Genomic DNA, 18,138 nt, shown 5'->3' with positions numbered 1-18,138 from the left:
AGAATTTTACATTCTGCACCTTTTCTTTTGCGATGTACTATTGTACTTTTATAGATAAATGCAATAATCACAGTTCTGTATGAAAGAAATAGAATCTAAACGCGGAATGAAGGTGATTGGTGTAATACTGATTGTTTATGCAATACTTGTAGCACCACACGAGGGAGAGTTTTGGCCATTCAGTATCTACCCGATGTTTTCTCAGGCAGGCAACCCGTGGACCCGTGCCATGATTCTGGACGTCACTGATTACAACGAAGAAGAAATTTGGCAGCAGCGTACTATTGATAATTTTATTGGTGATCCAGTCTCAGTTCGATCTTATGGAGTAGATGCAATAGACTTTGCCAATTTTGTCTCGAAAACAAGCAACTGGACTCAGGAGAGACGTGAAGCACTGCGAAGTATGTTTGGTCTGAATACATTTAATGAAAAAAAATGGCTCGTTGTTAAAGCCAAAGGTCATTTAGCCGGGCAAGACTCTGTAGCGGTAGATATCATACCCTGGGTTCTGTTGACTGATGAGGGGACAGAATTGAACCCAAACATCAACCCATCAGAGTATATGGAGGTTGATAAACCATGAAATGGTATGAAAAAATTGGTTATCAACTTTTTGAGCCGAACCGTGATCAAAGTCCCGGTGAGCTGATCTTTTTTAAGATCTTTGAGCTGTTTATTCTTATTTACACCATCAAATATGCCTGGGAGTGGGGAATTTACACACAGCTCAGAAATTCGGAGGTTGTACTCCCGCTTGGCGTTGCCAACTATATTGACATATCTATCCTTTTCCAATGGAATCTTGCCCTGATTAACGCTGCAGTAATTACGTTACTATCAAGTATTGCGTTTACACGTATGGGATACAAGTGGTTTTATATGGTTGTGATGGTACTGTTGCACATTCAGTATGTTGCAAGATTTTCACAAGGGGAAATACCTCACAGTATGAATCTCATCGGAATGTCGGTTCTCTGTTTTGCCGTCGGAGCCATCTGGTTTCCCGGTAAAAAACAGATGCCTCGTTTTGTAATGGGGTCTATCATCTTTTTTATAGGACTCGGATATACATCCGCTTTTATTGCAAAAATGATCGGAAAGGGTATATACTGGTTTGATGGACGACATTTATGGTTATGGATCAGTGAAAAAAGTATCGACGTCTACTCTTCACTTGGCTATTATGAACCCAATATTTTACAGGAATTGGCTTTAAACTATCTGCCATTAGCATCATTGATATTGCTGATTGGCTGGTTTACCGAGCTGATTGGTTTTACCATGTGGTGGAAAAAACTTCGCCCCTTCACAACAATGCTTCTTCTCGGTATGCACATCGGTATTACGTTAACCATGAATATCCGCTTTGATTCATTTGTGATGCAGCTGATTTTGATTGGGTTCCCGTGGTATCTTCTTATCGACAGGTACATCAAAACCACACCAAAGTGGGTAGAAAAGCTCGTCTGAGAAGGTCGATTATATCAACCGGCTATTCTAAAAAATCCATTAGTCAATCAGCAAGGCATCAACTTTAAAATGGCCAGATGATCGGAATGAAGATGGTGGCTAGAATCCAGAAAATTAGATTAAGAACCGTTCCCACTTTAAAAAAATCCTTTACTTCGTACTGCCCCGGACCATAGATCATGGTATTGGTCTGATACCCGAACGGTGTGATAAGACTCAATGAGGCTGCAAAGGTCACCGCGTAAAGAAAGGGCTCGTGAGCCACTCCTATCGACGAAGACGCCTCAATTGCGATAGGAGCCAACAGAGCGGCAGAGGCATTGTTCGACATCACAGCGGTTATTATCAGCGTGAGTAGAAAAAATCCTGACATCAGTGCTGTTGGCCCAAAACCTGCAAGAGTATCGATCATGAAGTTTGCCATAAGCTCAGCAGCACCGGTGCTATCCATCGCGGTTCCCAGCGGCAACACACCCGCCAGGAGCATAATCACTTTCCAGTTCACAGCGTTGTACGCTTCTTCAGTACGCAGACATCCCGTTAAAACCATCAGTATAACACCCACAACCGCACTGATCACAATAGATGTAAGCCCAACCGCCGCAGCGAGAACAACTCCTGCCAGAATTGATAGTGCGATTGGTGTCTTTTCACTTCTGTGTGAGCTGGTTTCATACTTTGAGGCGATTAAAAAAGAGGGGTCATTTTCCAATTCATTAACCCGGTCTTTACTCATACTCAGCAAAATAGAATCACCGCCGGACAGCTTAATATTTTTAACATCCTCGTGTTTCAAATCTCCCTGATGACGTACGGCAAGGGGCAGAGCTCCGTGTTTCTCAAAAAAGGAGTAGTTACCCAGCTTAGTTTGATCCAAAGAGGATTCCGGTGCAATTATCGCTTCTATGATTACATCCTGTCCGTGTTCCAGATCTCTATCGACCCAGGTTTTTGTCGGCATGATGGAGAGATCTTCCCTCTCCAATAACTTTCCAATCTCTTTGGGATTACCTCGAATCCGCATATAGTCTCCCGATTCAATTTTCACCTCATTTCTTTGAGCTGAAGAATCGGATCCTTCCTTAAAAACACGAATCACATCGATGTCGAGCTCTTCGGTTAGTTTTTCATGATCTAAAACTTTGCCAATCAGATCAGAGCCCGGGTTGATGGCGATATCGGTTAGATAACTTTGCAAATCAAACTGATCCGTCAGTTCAGCTTCTTTTCTCCTTTCAGGAATCATTTTGATGCCAAATGTAAACAAGAATAGAAAACCCGCAGCAACAAATATGAGCCCCATCGGAGTAAGGTCGAACATGGAAATGGCATCCAGTCCCCGCTCTACCGCAATTGAGCTTACCAAAATGTTGGTCGAGGTACCAATGAGCGTTGTCACTCCTCCAATCATACCGGCAAAAGAGAGGGGCATCAGCATTTTTGAAGGGCTCACTCCCACTTTTGAAGCAATCCCCATAATAACGGGAATGAAGATTGCTACAGCAGCAGTATTGTTTATAAATGCGGATATTACAGCTATAAAAAGAAGCAGCGCAAAAAACCAAACTTTGAAGTTCGATTGCATTTTATTTGAGAAAAAATCTCCCGCATTGGATAATATCCCGGTCCGCCTCACCCCTTCACTTAGAATAAACATCGCCGCTACTGTAACTGTTGCAGGATTGCTAAATCCGGACAGGCCTTCTTTGGGGCTGAGAATTCCGGACAGCATCAGACTGGCCATGATGATAATTGCAGCTACATCAAATGTGACATAATCTGTTACAAACAGAAAGACAGCAAAAAACAGCAGTACAAAAACAAAAATGATTTCAAAAGTCATCCGGTACAGACAAGTTTTATTTGTCTTAAACTTTTTCCAAATACACTAAAAGAAATAACAAGCTACTCTAATTACAAAATACAGTTTTTCAGAACTTGAAAAATAGTCTACAAGAAAGTAGAGCTGAGAAAAGACTTGTAGCCAGTGCTATCATAAAAATTGAGGTAAGAGTGTACCCGCTGTCAAGCATCCATCCCATCAAAAATGGACTGAGGGCAGTACTGAAAACCATTATGGAAGCAAACAGACTTTGAACGGTTCCAATCATTTTTGTGCCATAAAGTTCTGCCCAAAGAGACGATTTCAAAGTAGAGCTGAATCCAAGCGTCATGCCGATCAGTCCCATATAAGCATACGCCGTCCAATGACCGGAAAAGAAAATGGCAACGGCCAGACCCAACATCATCGGAACCAATAGAATCGGGAAAAGTGACTGTGCTGAAAAACGATCAATTAAGGGACCGGAAAACAGACCTGATGCGATTCTCGCTGCTGCAAAAGCAATGAAAGCAGACGCCACGATTGCTGCCGTCCATCCCATATCGTCTGCGGCAGATACCTGGTATAAAAACAAGCCTGTTACCCAGAAAGGTGGTATCAGAATTGCCGGAATCGTGTAAAAGGTTCTTGGATCGCTAAAAATAGCAGAATAGTTCTCACGAGTTGAGGCCGCCTCTTCTTCATCATCCTGCACGACTTTGGTTCGTTCACTTTTAATTAGAGACCAGAGTACGGGAATAAAAATGAATGCGATGAGCCCGGCGATCACCCCCCAGGTTGTTCTCCAGTGTAAGTAAACAAGTGCGAACGCAATGATGGACGGCAAAATAGCTTCCCCTATCGGATATCCAAGTGCAGAAATACTGAGGGCTTTACCACGATCTCTGTCATACACCCGCGCCATGGTCGCCTGGGCGGTATGACCGCTAAGCCCCTGTCCTGCCAATCGCAAAAAGATCAAGGCAACAAAAAGCATAGCTACATGCCAGGAAATAGACATCAGAATTGCGGCTATCAGCAATCCTGCAGCGACGTACATACTGTATACACGAAGCGGCACCCGATCAATCCACTGCCCTAAATAGGGTAATACAAGAGCGCCGGTCAGAGTTGCCAATGAGTACAATGTGCCAAACGTGGTATTGTTTAAATCAAATGACACCAGAAAATAGGGTACGAACAGGGAGAGAAGGAATGTCTGCCCAAAACTGGAGAAAAAAGTAAATGATATTGCAAATGTTAGTAGTCGTCTCTCTTTCCGGACGAACGCCAAATAGGTCATCAGGGATTGTCTGTTTCTATGATCTTTATGCAGATCGATGTTTTTTTAATTTTTATCAATTAGATAAAATACAGCTTTTCTGTTTGAAGCTACAGTCGTTTATGATAGAAAGAATTGATGATGGTGAAAGGGAGAAGTGAAATGTGAAAAGAACCTGCTTCGCTGAAGCTTCGTTGGCCGGGCAAAAGGAAAAAATTTCAACATTAGGTGTGAACCGTGAGTGACCGATGACTGGGGTATGTTGAATGATGAATTATGAATGATGAATGGTGAATGGTGAATTTTGAATGGGGGGAGTTTGGGGTTTGGGATTTGGTACTTGTGGCCTGAAACCTGCATCTTATGGCTTGTAAAATACAGCGGAGCTGCTGTCTTTTCGTCGCCGGAGCAGAGCTCCGGGACGAGGAAGGTTAAAATGGCGTAGCCATGGTTCACACCCTAGCCCACCAATTCATTGGTGGGATTCAATAGTGCACACAAAACAACCGCCGAACAGAGAGATTTGGCCAGAGCTCCTGGTCGGGTTGAGGCGGGATATTTGTAGCTTAAAATCTGCGAACTGAAAAACTCGCCTCTAGCATCTGGCATCTTACCAAGAACTAACCCTGCAGCGTGCAGACTGGGGCTTACTTAGCATCAATCAACCTGAAACAACCGAAATGCATTCTTTGTGGTAATCTCTGCAATCTCCTCGAGTGAGCGATCGTGCAGCTTGGCCAGGTTTTCGGCAATCAGTTTGATGTAGGACGGTTCATTTCGTTTACCACGATGCGGTGCAGGCGTCAGATATGGCGCGTCCGTTTCCAGAATCATCTTATCGAGTGGCAGCTTAGCCACAGTTTTATTCACACCCGCATTCTTGAATGTCGAGACACCGCCAATCCCCAGGATAAGTCCCAAGTCAATGGCTCGCTTCCCTTCCTCTTCCGTTCCGGTGAAACAGTGCCACACTCCGGTTAAACTCCCATCCTGTTCCTCTTCGATGATATCCAGCAGATCTTTGGTACTATCACGATTGTGCAGTACAATGGGCTTGTCTGTCGCTTTAGATACATTACAGTGCATTCGAAAGCTGGTTTTCTGTTGGTCAACAAAATCAGTGCTCCAATAGTAATCAAGACCGGTTTCGCCAACAGCCACTACATCATCCCGTTCACATAGATCAGAGAGTTTCTGCTCTTCAAACGGCCAGACATCCTCCACGCTGCAAGGATGAATACCCGCCATTTTATAAAATGTAATTTCCGGGTGATGCAAATCATCCATCTTATCAAAAGATTCCCAATCAATAGCGGGCAGGAATATGTGAGTTATACCCGCATCAACTGATCGGCGGTAAACTTCTTCAATATCGTCTTCAAATTGTTCGAGGTAGAGGTGGCAATGGGTGTCTGTGAGTATCACAATTTCAATAATTATTCTAATTCAAAAAGATAGTTAAGCTTATGTTTTACTTTGATTTCTAAATCTTTATCAAGTTCACCAAGTTTGCGTTTAACATGTGACTTGGGAATTGTGACAAGTTTGTGGAGTCGTACTACAGAATCCACGTGTAACCCGGTACTTTTCCATGAGTCGCTGTTCTTTTCTATCAATATGTCTGAAGGCTCTATTTCAGCAGGAATTACACTTGAAATAAAAGCTATTATAACATGCTCAAATTCTCCGATGGTTGATGTAAGGCATAGAGCCGGCCTGACTTTCACACTAGAGAAATCATCAAAGGGGAAAGGAACTAATACGATTGAATATTTAATCTTCGATCGGCTCTCCATCATTCAACGTATAAATATCTTGATCTTCATCTTTTAGAAAATCAAATGAGGGGCTCTTAACTACATCCTCAAGCCAATTTTTATCATTCAATTCACTGTTATCAGATTCATCAACCAATATCAGAACACGAATTTTTTTGTTTTCAAACCCTGTATCGTGGTCGATTAAAACCCGACCATCTTTATCCGTTTTACTATGTAATTCAATTGCTTTCATGGATATGGTTTCATTGACTTTCCAAGCCACAATCTAATAACTATTTCTGAAAGTATTCATTGTTCAATTTCTACTTACCAAAATTTAATTGAGTTGTCTTTCATCCTTATAGAGAAGGATTCAATCATCGGATATTTCACATCTACATTTGAGAAGCCTTCACTTTTCATTACATCAACCAGTGTCTCCTGATGAGCATCTGCTACTTTTCCGGTAAAGATTATCTTCTCATCTCCATCCAGTTTCAGCATGGAAAGCTGTTGCTCTGCAAACTCCTGAAATGCACGCCGGATCAAATCATTCAACTCATCCGGAATGGGTTGATCCAATACTTCACCGGCAACGGCAGCCAGTTCCCGATTCGGTTTTTCAGACTGATAGATCCGCACCATCATTTCACCGTAATTTTCCGGATTAAGATTTTTCTTAAGAAAGTCGGCTGTACTCTCTGAGAATTGATCTCTGTAGTAACCTCTCAGAATTCGCCGCCCAAGATCAGCAGCACTGCCTTCGTCGCCAATCGCAAACCCAAGCGCGGCAGATTTCCTTACCGGTTTACCCGATTCTACTTTCGCGCAAATAGATCCGGTGCCCAAAACAGCTACAGCCCCGTCACCGTCTCCAAAAAATGCCCGGGCTGAACCCTCAAGATCACTTTTTACAACAATTTTTTTTGAACCGGGAAACACTTTCATCAAAAAAGCGTGCATTTTTTCATCTGATACACGATTGCCAAGACCGGTTCCGTAAAAGCAGACCCGATCCGGCTGAACGTTCGGAAGTTCCGCTTTTAACTCATTTGCATCTCTAACAGGATCCATAAATGATGGGTGCAATCCCTCTGTCCGATACATTTTCCGGACACCATCCTCAGCATATAGCCAATCCGTTTTGGTCGCTCCGCTATCTGCAATTAAAATTTTTTCCATAACTAACCAATCAAACCAAATCCCGGTTTAAACCTCACTTTTTCTGAAGAAAATCAATCACTTTCAAAGCAGGATGTGGACTCCCCATCACATAGTAATGAATACCGGGAGCACCGTACTCCATCAATTCCAGTGATTGTTTTTGAGACCATTCTATCCCAATCTCTTCAACGCGACCCGGATTCGCATCTACTTCTTCAGTGAGTTCATCCGGGATATTCAAATGAAAATATCGCGGAAGTGACTTCAGATGTTTTTCATTGCGAAGAATTTTCAATCCGGGTACAATCGGTACATTAATACCATTTTTGCGACACTTCTCTACAAAGTTGAAATAAACGCTATTATCAAAAAACATCTGGGTTACCACGTAATCTGCACCGGCATCTACCTTCTCTTTTAGTCGCTGAATGTCCCAATCCAGATTCGGAGCTTCAAAATGTTTCTCCGGATAACCCGCAACACCCACGCAGAAATTCGTTTTTTGAGCATTTACAAGATCTTCCAGGTATTTACCTGAATTCATACTTTGTACCTGTTTGACAAGATCTATTGCGTATTTGTTTGAAGTACCATTCGTATGCATTTTTACCTGAGTGCCTGTGTCGTCACCTCTAATGGCAAGCACGTTGTGAATGCCCAGGTAATTCAGCTCAATCAGGGCGTCTTCACTCTCCTCTTTGGTAAATCCTTCACAAATCAGATGCGGAACCGGATCGATATCGTATCGATGCAAGATAGCCGCACACAGCCCAATTGTTCCGGGCCTTTTGCGACGCACCACTCGTTTCAACGTTCCGTCAGGCTTCTCCTCAACCTGCGATTCAGCAGCATGATAGGTTACATCTATAAATGGTGGTCTCACCTTCTCAGTAATCAGATCGAGTGACTCAAAAACACTTTTTACACTCCCCCCTCTTTTTGGCGGGATAATTTCGAACGAAATGAGCGGTTCCGTTGCTCTTTCGTAATGTTCGCTTACTTTCATATGGGATTTATCACACTTTAACTACATTCTAAAACTTATATTCAAACATACGAAATCAAAACATGCTTTTAAGCTCTAAAATGCAGATTTTTCGGTTTCGAATATTTAGCAGTTAATAAAGAAAATACTCTATGTCACGTTCCACTCACCCGCTCTTTTCTATTCTTAAAAAACGTATTCTCATTCTCGATGGAGCTATGGGAACCATGATTCAGGGCTATAGACTCTCTGAAGATGACTTTCGGGGAAATAAATTCCAAAATGTCAGTAATGAACTTAAGGGGAACAATGATCTTTTGAGCGTAACACAGCCCGACATCATACGAGAGATCCACTCTCAATTTCTGGATGCCGGGGCTGATATGATCGAAACCAATACGTTTAATGCCAACCCTATTTCGCAGGAGGATTATAAGCTTCAGGATTTTAGTTACGAAATCAACGTGGCCTCGGCTAAAGTGGCCCGAGAAGCTGCGGATGAATTCACAAAAAAGAATCCGGACAAACCGCGATTCGTGGCCGGTGCCGTCGGGCCAACCAACAAAACGCTCTCCCTCTCCCCTGATGTGGAAAACCCCGGTTATCGCGCCATTACATTCGATTCACTGGCTGATGCCTATGAAGAGCAGATTCGCGGCCTGATAGACGGAGGCGTGGATACACTGCTTATTGAAACTGTTTTTGACACGCTAAACTGCAAAGCCGCCATCTACGCCGCACATCGTTATATGAGAAAAATTGGACGGCAACTTCCGATTATGATTTCAGGAACCATTGTAGATCAGAGCGGAAGAACGCTCTCAGGACAAACGACGGAAGCATTCTGGACATCCGTTCAGCACGCGAATCCGCTTTTAAGTATAGGCCTGAACTGTGCGCTCGGCTCAAGTCAGATGCGCCCCTACATACAGGAGCTGTCTAAGCATGCCAGCTGCTTCACCAGTCTCTATCCCAATGCCGGACTCCCAAATGAGATGGGTGAGTATGATGAATCTCCAAACTACATGGCTGAACAGCTGAAGAACTACGCCGAAGAGGGCCTGGTCAATTTAGTGGGCGGTTGCTGTGGAACAACACCTGATCACATTCGCGCTATTGCTGATGAGGCCGCGAATCACAAGCCACGAAAAAAAGCGGAGCCTACTCCTTACTTAAGCTTGAGCGGACTGGAGCCGCTGGTCATCCGGCCGGATACCAATTTTGTGAATATTGGAGAGCGAACCAACGTGACCGGATCAGCCAAATTCAAACGCCTCATCAAAAATGAAGAGCATGATGAAGCACTCTCTGTTGCGCGCGATCAGGTAGAAGGCGGAGCGCAGATCATCGATGTGAACATGGATGAAGGCCTGCTTGATTCAGAGCAGGAGATGACAGACTTCATTAACCTGATGGCGGCTGAGCCGGATATTGCCCGCATTCCATTTATGATAGACAGTTCCAAGTGGAGCGTCCTCAAAGCGGGACTCAAAACCACGCAGGGAAAAAGCGTTGTGAACTCCATCAGCCTGAAAGAGGGCGAAGAGGAGTTTAAAAAACAGGCAAGGGAAATCCTGGATTTCGGAGCTGCCGTTGTGGTGATGGCGTTCGACGAAGAGGGTCAGGCAGACAGCCTCGACCGTCGAAAAGAGATCTGTAAACGAGCTTACGATATTCTGGTTGATGAAGTGGGATTTGCTCCGCAGGATATTATTCTGGATCCGAATATTTTAACTGTTGCCACAGGAATTGAGGAGCACAATAACTACGCCGTAGACTTTATTGAAGCGGTCCAGTGGATCAAAAAGAATCTGCCAAAAGCGCAAACCAGCGGCGGATTGAGCAACATCTCATTTTCATTTCGCGGCAACAATACGGTCCGGGAGGCGATGCACTCCGCATTTCTCTATCACGCCATTCAGGCCGGATTAGACATGGCGATTGTGAACCCCACCCAGCTCGAGGTGTATGAGGAGATTGAACCCGAGCTGAAAGAGCTGGTTGAGGATGTGTTGCTGAACCGACATCCGGGTGCAACCGAAAAGCTGATTGAGTATGCGGATCGGATTAAAGATCAGGGTGAAGAAAAAACGGAGAAGAAAAGAGATGAATGGAGAGATGGTTCCGTTGAAAAGCGAATTCAACACGCACTGGTAAAAGGAATTGTGGACTACATCGAGGATGATGTGGAGGAAGCCCGGCAAAAGTACGATCACCCGATTGAGGTGATTGAAGGCCCGATGATGGACGGCATGAATGTGGTCGGTGATCTGTTTGGCGCCGGCAAGATGTTTCTCCCGCAGGTTGTAAAAAGCGCCCGGGTAATGAAGAAAGGCGTTGCCATTCTGATTCCGTTCATCGAAGCGGAGAAAGATAAATCTAAAGAGAGTAAGCCAAAAGCAAAGGTTCTGCTTGCTACGGTGAAGGGCGACGTACATGACATTGGAAAGAATATCGTTTCCGTTGTGCTGAGCTGCAATAATTATGAAGTTATCGATCTTGGTGTGATGAATCCTGCCGATAAAATCCTGGCCGCAGCAAAAGAACACAAGGTAGATGTGATTGGTCTCAGCGGACTCATTACTCCATCCCTCGATGAGATGGTTCACGTAGCCAAAGAGATGAAACACGGTGGATTTAAAACACCGCTTCTCATCGGTGGAGCTACAACATCGCGAATGCACACAGCCGTAAAAATCGCTCCAAACTATGACGACCCCGTCATTCATGTTCTTGACGCTTCACGAAGCGTAACTGTAGTGAACCGACTTGTTTCGGAAACGCTAAAAGAGGGCTTTCTGAATGAGATCAAAACTGAATATGAAGATTTACGTGAGCAGTACAGCAGCCGCGGAAAACGAAAAACCTACCTCTCCATCGAGGAGGCCAGGGAAAACCGAACACAAATTGATTGGAAAAAAGCAGATGTTACTCCTCCGGTTAATCCCGGAATCACCGCATTTAAAAACTTTCCTTTGGAGAAGCTTCGCCGCTATATCGATTGGGGGCCGTTCTTTATCGCCTGGGAGATGAAAGGGAAATTTCCGGATATTTTGCAGGACGATCATGCCGGAGTTCAGGCTCGTAAGCTGTTTGATGAAGCCAACCATCTGCTCGACAAAATTGTGGACGAAAATCTGTTCACAGCTCACGGAGTCACCGGACTTTTTCCCGCCAATTCAGTCGGTGACGATATTGAACTCTACCAAAATCAAAAGCGGGATGAAGTCATTGCGACTTTCCACACGCTTCGTCAGCAGTCCAAAAAGCGATCGGGTCAACCCAATAAAGCACTGGCCGATTTTGTTGCTCCAAAGGATTCCGGGAAAGCTGACTATTTAGGAACTTTTGCGGTCACCACCGGGCATGGTGTTCGGGATCTGGTAAAGCAATTTCAGGACGATCATGATGATTATAACGCTATTATGACTAAAGCAATTGCAGACCGCCTTGCCGAGGCATTTGCCGAATTTCTGCACCAGGAAGTTCGAAAAACACTTTGGGGCTATTCACCGGCAGAAGATTTGGATAACGATGAACTGATCCGTGAGAAGTATCGCGGAATACGTCCGGCACCCGGCTATCCGGCTCAGCCCGATCACACCGAAAAACGCACCTTATTTGATCTGCTCGCCGTTGAAGAGATCACCGGAATTTCATTGACTGAGCACCTGGCCATGTCGCCTGCATCATCCGTGAGTGGACTCTATTTTGCCCATCCAAAAGCAAAGTATTTCAATCTTGGAAATATTCAGAAGGATCAGATTGAGGATTACGCGAAAAGAAAAGGGATGAGTATTGAAGAAGTTGAGCGGTGGCTGGGGCCGAATCTGGCATACGAAAGCTAGAAAGCTCAACTCTGCTTAACCTGCAGTTCCGTTTTTTGAATTCATTAGTCAAATATCGAATACTCTTTTAAGTAAGTGAAAGTCGATACTTTATGCTTATAGTTTTTTTAATAATGAATTGGATTTTTACACCTTTTTATCTATTTATTATTTTATGTTATAGATATCAATAAAGTTAAACCATTAATATTTGGAGCTATTCTATGGAAAAGACGAATTTAAAGATCAATGGTAAAGATCTCGAACTTCCTATTGTGACGGGTACGGAAAATGAGGGAGCCCTTGACATCAGCAAACTGAGAGGCGAAACCGGCTATGTTACCATTGATTATGGATTAAAAAACACAGCCGTCACAAAAAGTAAAATCACTTTTCTTAATGGAGAAGAAGGAATACTCAGATACAGAGGGTATCCCATTGAGCAACTCGCAGAAAAAGCCTCTTTTTTAGAGGTCTCTTACCTGCTTATTTACGGAGAGTTACCTACCAAACAAGAACTGGAAAAATTTACTAAGGGAGTAACCAATCATACACTCATTCATGAGGATATGAAAAAGTTTTTTGAAGGCTATCCTCAGCGTGCTCATCCCATGGGTGTTTTAGCTTCGATGACTGGTGCCCTCTCCTCTTTCTATCCGGATTCACTGGACCCCGATCTGGGTGAAGATGATGTAAACCTGACAATACAGAGGCTGATTGCAAAAACTGCTACAATTGCGGCCTGGTCATATAAAAACAGTGTCGGTCACCCGGTCATGTACCCTCAGAACCGGCTCGATTACAGCGCCAACTTACTCTATATGATGTTTGCAAAACCCACTGAAGATTATGAAATAAATGATAAGGTTGTAAGCGCTTTGAATAAGCTGCTGATCCTCCATGCAGATCATGAACAAAACTGTTCAACAACTGCAGTCAGGGTTGTAGGTTCTTCACATGCCAATTTATACGCTGCCGCATCTGCCGGAATCATGGCTCTCTGGGGACCTCTGCACGGTGGAGCAAATCAAGCTGTAATTGAAATGCTGCAGAATATCTACAATGACGGTGGAGCAAGTAAAGAGAATATCGAGAAGTGGATAAAACGATTTAAAGATAAAACCACCAATCAGCGTTTGATGGGTTTTGGACATCGCGTTTATAAAAACTTCGATCCCCGGGCTACCATCATCAAAAAAGCTGCTGATGAAGTGCTGGATGATTTAAATGTCGACGATCCTCTGCTTGATGTTGCCAAACAGCTTGAACAGGCTGCGTTGAATGACGATTACTTCAAAGAGAAGAAACTGTATCCCAATGTTGATTATTACTCAGGTCTGCTCTATCGGGCGATGGGTATTCCGACGGATATGTTTACGGTTATGTTTGCGCTGGGACGAATGCCCGGCTGGATTGCCAACTGGAAAGAGATGCTGGAAGATAAACATCCAATCACCCGCCCCAGACAGATCTATTCCGGCGAAAATAAACGTGATTATGTACCACTCGATAAAAGATAAGCTGAGTGATCCATATTATCTGATTCATAAAAAAAGCTGCCGGATAGTTTATTCGGCAGCTTTTTGAATTTTGAACAACTGTTTGTCCCGTCCTGAAATAAGTTTTCAAGCTTTCTTCCCGAAGAATTAACAGAAGTTTTATAACCTAAATACTGAGAGTATTTAACTTTATAAATAATCAAATGAACAGACGATTTTTACTTTGGGGCGGCTTAGCAGCCGGATTGCTTCTCGTGATTGGCTTTGTAATCTATATGGCGAATATGAACAGCAAAGACCCCGTAACAGCGGATACTTTAACTGAGACCGGATCAGATATCCCTGAATTGCTGAACGTCAGAGAAAATGATCATATAAAAGGAAACCCTAACGCGGATGTTGTGATCATAAAGTACAGCGATTTTCAGTGTCCTGCCTGCAGATATTATGCTTCCTTCGATGATCAGCTGAGCAGGGAATTCGGTGATGACGTACTTTTTGTTTTTCGACACTTCCCGCTCAGCAGTTTTCAGTTTTCCCGGCTTGCCGCAAGGTATGCTGAGGCTGCCGGCAGACAGGGTAAATTCTGGGAGATGCATGATTTAATCTATATCAACCGGCAACAGTGGTCGCAGGGCGGTGCTGCTTCAATTTTTCAACAATTTGGAGAGGCGCTTGATCTGGATATGGAGCAGCTGAACAGAGACTTGGAAAATCCTGAAATTGAGCAGCGAATTCTTTCCGATTATGAAGACGGAAAGAAACTTGGGGTGAGATCTGTTCCGTCCATATTTATTAACGGCCGGCTAATTCAGAATCCAAATACCTTTGAAGGTTACCGAAATCTGATTCAATCCCATCTTAATTAACAAACTGGCTTGCTCAGTCAAATCAGGGAAAACATTATGAAATCCTCTAACAAGAGCCTGACTTTCGGGGTGATCTTCTTTTTAGCCGCCGCCCTTCTCGGATTTGCCGATTCGGCATACCTTACAGCAACCCACTACCTGGGAGAAATGCCGACCTGCTCTATACTTGAAGGGTGCGACGTTGTTGCATTGAGCGAATACTCAACCATCGGTCCGATACCCGTATCGTTGCTTGGCGTACTCTTTTATATGGCCATGCTGACGGCCGGTATTGCCTGGCTAGACACACGAAAACCAATCATATTCAGGTATCTTCCGATCGTAACCGTACCCGGCTTTCTTTTCTCGATGTGGCTTGTTTATGTGATGTTCTTTCACATTCAGGCACTCTGTATTTATTGCCTGATATCTGCAGGTTCCACAACCATCATCATGCTACTCTCCCTGTGGTTCAGATCGTCAGTAAGGATAAGATAGATAAATGAATAAAAATCCCGGCTGTAAAATACAAACACCATGAGATATGATTGGTACCAGAGAGTAAAAGCCAGATGAGCAATCAAGGAAATAGATCAGTTGGGAGCGCGGGAAGAGATTCAACCAAAATTGTAGCGACTTTAACGCCGTTTTGCAGAAGTTGAGCTATGGATTCTGCGCCACGACGGGCACATAAAAAAAAGCCCTCCATGAAAATGGAAGGCTTTTAAGCTTAAGTTAGGAGTTCAGAGTTTAAACATCTCCATAGTAGAGATCGAAATTAATAAATTCTCCTTTACTTAATTCCATATCCTCATTGGTATCCCACGTATTAAATACTGATTCGGCTAACTCCTCCTGGTCAAGAAAAGTGTCGGCATCAACATCCAATGTGGCATAGTAATCTGTATCAACTACAGCGGTATTATATTCCATGTATGAAATATATCCATCGCCATCAAGATCGTATACTACGAGATCATCTTCTAAAACTTCACCATAGTAGTAGTCATATCCGACATCCCACTCTGCCGAGTTTATAAGATCATCATCGTCAGTATCAATCATATCGTAGGTGAAAAGATAGAAATCTTCATCATCCAGTCCGGCATTGTCAGTATTATCCCAGTCATCCATAAAATACGCAGTAAATGTATCTTTAAATTCCTGCATATCAATGTTTTCGTTTCCGTCGTCATTGAAATCGGAAAACGATACATTTTGCGCATTTAATCCCGGCGACATGCCAATTAAAAAGATTGCGGTAAGAAGTAATGTTTTCAAAGAATTATTTCTGTAAAACATGATAAAATGTATTTTGTTCTTGATTATCAATCAAATATTACAACAAAAATTAAAGTTTATATGTTCAGAAATATCTAATGACTATTTGTCGGTTATTATCATGTATAATTATTACAAAATATACTGAAATACATTTGCGAGTATACCGGAAGCCATTGCAAAGCCTTCCGGTAATAGAATTAGTCAGAAACGCTATAAGTAGCTCTTTGACTGTTGGCGAACTTAACCAGCGATAGCATGATCGGCACTTCGATCAGTACACCGACTACCGTAACCAGAGCCGCACCTGACTGAATACCGAACAGCATGATCGCCACGGCAACTGCCAGCTCGAAAAAGTTACTGGCTCCAATCATTGCACCCGGTGCACAGGTTTGATAGTTCAGTTTTAGCCATTTTCCACCGTACCAGGCTATGAAGAAGATGAAATAGGTTTGAATGATCAGAGGAACGGCGATGAGTAAAATCACCACAGGATCACTTAAAATCCGGTCTCCCTGGTAGGCGAACAAAAGAATCAACGTCAACAAAAGAGCACTTATCGATACCGGCTTAAATTTTGGCAGAAATCGTATGGTATACCACTCCATTCCTTTTTTATTCACGAGTATCTTATGTGTGAAATAACCCGCAACCAATGGAATAACCACAAATGCCACTATAGATGTAATCAGTGTATTGTAGGGAATGGAGATATCTGTAATCCCCAATAAAAAAGCTACGATCGGGATGAATAGGATCAGGATTAAAAGATCATTTACGGAAACCTGTACCAGCGTATACGTAGGGTCGCCATCAGACAGATACGACCACACAAAAACCATGGCCGTACAAGGAGCGGCTCCCAATAAAATAGCTCCGGCGATGTATTCCTGCGCCATGGACGGATCAATCCACGCGCCGTAGATGTGATAAAAGAAGATCCACGCAAAGAAAGCCATTGTGAACGGCTTAATCGCCCAGTTTATAATAACAGTCCAGACAACACCTTTCGGGGCTTTACCCACATCTTTCAATGAATCAAAGTCAATCTGTAGCATCATCGGGTAGATCATAGCCCAGATCAGTATCGTGATGGGAATGTTTACATTGTAAAGGTTAAAGTCGCTAAGCACCTCAATGGAATCCCCGGCGACATATCCGAGGCCAATTCCAACTGCAATACAGATTAAAACCCAAACGGTAAGGTACTTTTCAAAAAAGTCGATCGATTTCTTTTCTTCAGACACTATTCTTCTATTTAATTACGTGTTAAATGATATTTTTTATTCGAAAAAATGACTAGCGGTCAGCCGGTATCAATAATAGTGGTTTTGACGTGTGACGGGCAACACGCATACTGTTACTTCCAACAAAGAGATTTTCCACAAAACCTTTGCCCTGAGACCCCATTATAATCATGGAGATATCATTTTCATCGGCATATTCTGTTATTGTCAGCCCAACATTGCCACTCTTCGTGTCCGACTGAACCTGCTTCAGCCCCATTTCCTTTAATTTGTTTTCACGATCTTCCATTAAAGTGGAGACATCATAGGTTGAAGCAGGTTGAACGTGTAAAATCGTGACGTTTGATTCGCTCAGCATATCGTTTTCAAGTACTTCCATTGCCCTGTCGGCGTTTTCTGAGAAATCGGTGGGGAGTAATATATTGTGAGTCAGATTCTTGCAGATGGAAACATCATTCTTGTCGGGATCATCTGATATTCTGAGCAGAAGAACCGGTAAAATCGCTCTTTGTATAACTTCTGTTGCAACACTTCCGAGAAACAGCTCAGAAAAACGATTGTGGCCGCGGTGTCCCAAAATTAGCAGATCAGCTTGAAGTTCTTTCGCTGTTTTCAGAATGGTAACCGGAGCATAAATATTCGATTCTACTTTTAATTCCCAATCCGTATCAAACCCCTGATCGCGCAAATTTTGTGAATAGGATTCCAGCTTGGCTTCAAAAGATGAGGTATCAAACTTTTCAGGCCCGCCGGGATACGGTTTTGAAACGGCCGTAACCAAGGTGATTTTTTCAATCCCAAGCGTTTTGAGATCACCCATACAGTGCACCAGGTCTTTACTGGATTTTGACAAGTCGACAGCTAGCAGAGCGTGTTTAAATTTCATTTTATGTCTCCAAATATTGATTTAGAATTATGTTATAAACCTGAGTTCGATTTTAAAATTA

16 protein-coding genes are annotated in these 18,138 nt (G+C 43.2%); 6 read left to right on the top strand and 10 right to left on the bottom strand.

Annotated elements, in window-relative coordinates; all coding sequences use genetic code 11:
• Positions 1-79 precede the first annotated feature (79 nt).
• Together U5K35_RS10520 and U5K35_RS10515 are read left to right on the top strand one after the other, a co-directional pair.
• Positions 80-586, top strand: coding sequence for a hypothetical protein (locus U5K35_RS10520; RefSeq protein ID WP_322571416.1), 507 nt, complete (start codon positions 80-82; stop codon positions 584-586).
• On the top strand, positions 583-1,473 hold the full coding sequence (locus U5K35_RS10515; protein WP_322571415.1) for a hypothetical protein: 891 nt from the start codon (positions 583-585) through the stop codon (positions 1,471-1,473). Before U5K35_RS10520 ends, U5K35_RS10515 begins: the two co-directional genes overlap by 4 nt.
• Before the next feature lie 64 nt (positions 1,474-1,537).
• Here U5K35_RS10515 and U5K35_RS10510 read toward each other — a convergent pair whose 3' ends face one another.
• The 7 genes from U5K35_RS10510 to U5K35_RS10485 all read right to left on the bottom strand — a co-directional run bounded on the left by U5K35_RS10510 (position 1,538) and on the right by U5K35_RS10485 (position 8,507).
• Positions 1,538-3,316, bottom strand: coding sequence for an SLC13 family permease (locus U5K35_RS10510; protein ID WP_322571414.1), 1,779 nt, complete (start codon positions 3,314-3,316; stop codon positions 1,538-1,540).
• Positions 3,317-3,404: 88 nt separating this feature from the next.
• Entirely contained in the window at positions 3,405-4,598 is a 1,194-nt protein-coding gene (locus tag U5K35_RS10505; RefSeq protein ID WP_322571413.1) for an MFS transporter, read from the bottom strand.
• Positions 4,599-5,234: 636 nt separating this feature from the next.
• Entirely contained in the window at positions 5,235-6,002 is a 768-nt protein-coding gene (locus U5K35_RS10500) for a TatD family hydrolase (RefSeq protein ID WP_322571412.1), read from the bottom strand.
• Between the two features lie 11 nt (positions 6,003-6,013).
• A complete protein-coding gene (locus tag U5K35_RS19695) occupies positions 6,014-6,373 on the bottom strand; it encodes a type II toxin-antitoxin system PemK/MazF family toxin (RefSeq protein WP_416221630.1) in 360 nt (119 codons plus the stop codon).
• On the bottom strand, positions 6,351-6,590 hold the full coding sequence (locus U5K35_RS10495; protein ID WP_322571411.1) for a hypothetical protein: 240 nt from the start codon (positions 6,588-6,590) through the stop codon (positions 6,351-6,353). Before U5K35_RS10495 ends, U5K35_RS19695 begins: the two co-directional genes overlap by 23 nt.
• Positions 6,591-6,664: 74 nt before the next feature.
• The gene (locus U5K35_RS10490) at positions 6,665-7,519 is read right to left on the bottom strand and encodes a hypothetical protein (protein ID WP_322571410.1); all 855 of its coding nucleotides are present in this window, start codon (positions 7,517-7,519) and stop codon (positions 6,665-6,667) included.
• 34 nt (positions 7,520-7,553) lie between these two features.
• A complete protein-coding gene (locus tag U5K35_RS10485) occupies positions 7,554-8,507 on the bottom strand; it encodes a methylenetetrahydrofolate reductase (RefSeq protein ID WP_322571409.1) in 954 nt (317 codons plus the stop codon).
• 131 nt (positions 8,508-8,638) lie between these two features.
• Between U5K35_RS10485 and metH the strand changes: the two genes are divergently transcribed.
• From metH to U5K35_RS10465, 4 genes are all read left to right on the top strand, one after another.
• Positions 8,639-12,334 (top strand): methionine synthase, encoded by a 3,696-nt coding sequence (metH, locus tag U5K35_RS10480; protein ID WP_322571408.1) that lies wholly within the window; start codon positions 8,639-8,641, stop codon positions 12,332-12,334.
• Between the two features lie 203 nt (positions 12,335-12,537).
• The gene (locus U5K35_RS10475; protein WP_322571407.1) at positions 12,538-13,833 is read left to right on the top strand and encodes a citrate synthase; all 1,296 of its coding nucleotides are present in this window, start codon (positions 12,538-12,540) and stop codon (positions 13,831-13,833) included.
• A 182-nt stretch (positions 13,834-14,015) separates the two neighbouring features.
• Positions 14,016-14,681 carry a DsbA family protein gene (locus U5K35_RS10470; RefSeq protein ID WP_322571406.1) on the top strand — a complete coding sequence of 222 codons (666 nt, stop codon included), beginning with the start codon at positions 14,016-14,018 and terminating at the stop codon, positions 14,679-14,681.
• Between the two features lie 36 nt (positions 14,682-14,717).
• Positions 14,718-15,158 (top strand): vitamin K epoxide reductase family protein, encoded by a 441-nt coding sequence (locus U5K35_RS10465; RefSeq protein ID WP_322571405.1) that lies wholly within the window; start codon positions 14,718-14,720, stop codon positions 15,156-15,158.
• Between the two features lie 252 nt (positions 15,159-15,410).
• On the opposite strand, the gene U5K35_RS10460 is transcribed toward U5K35_RS10465, so the two are convergent.
• The 3 genes from U5K35_RS10460 to U5K35_RS10450 all read right to left on the bottom strand — a co-directional run bounded on the left by U5K35_RS10460 (position 15,411) and on the right by U5K35_RS10450 (position 18,077).
• Positions 15,411-15,941: a hypothetical protein gene (locus U5K35_RS10460; RefSeq protein ID WP_322571404.1), complete on the bottom strand. Its 531-nt coding sequence runs from the start codon at positions 15,939-15,941 to the stop codon at positions 15,411-15,413.
• A 200-nt stretch (positions 15,942-16,141) separates the two neighbouring features.
• Positions 16,142-17,191, bottom strand: coding sequence for an ACR3 family arsenite efflux transporter (arsB, locus tag U5K35_RS10455; RefSeq protein WP_322571403.1), 1,050 nt, complete (start codon positions 17,189-17,191; stop codon positions 16,142-16,144).
• 52 nt (positions 17,192-17,243) lie between these two features.
• Positions 17,244-18,077: a universal stress protein gene (locus tag U5K35_RS10450; RefSeq protein ID WP_322571402.1), complete on the bottom strand. Its 834-nt coding sequence runs from the start codon at positions 18,075-18,077 to the stop codon at positions 17,244-17,246.
• Positions 18,078-18,138: the final 61 nt, after the last annotated feature.

The sequence above is a fragment of the Rhodohalobacter sp. genome, assembly GCF_034521535.1.
GTDB lineage: Bacteria > Bacteroidota > Rhodothermia > Balneolales > Balneolaceae > Rhodohalobacter.
Note: the sequence above shows the minus strand (reverse complement) of the source record. Positions and strands in the feature narration are given on the sequence as shown.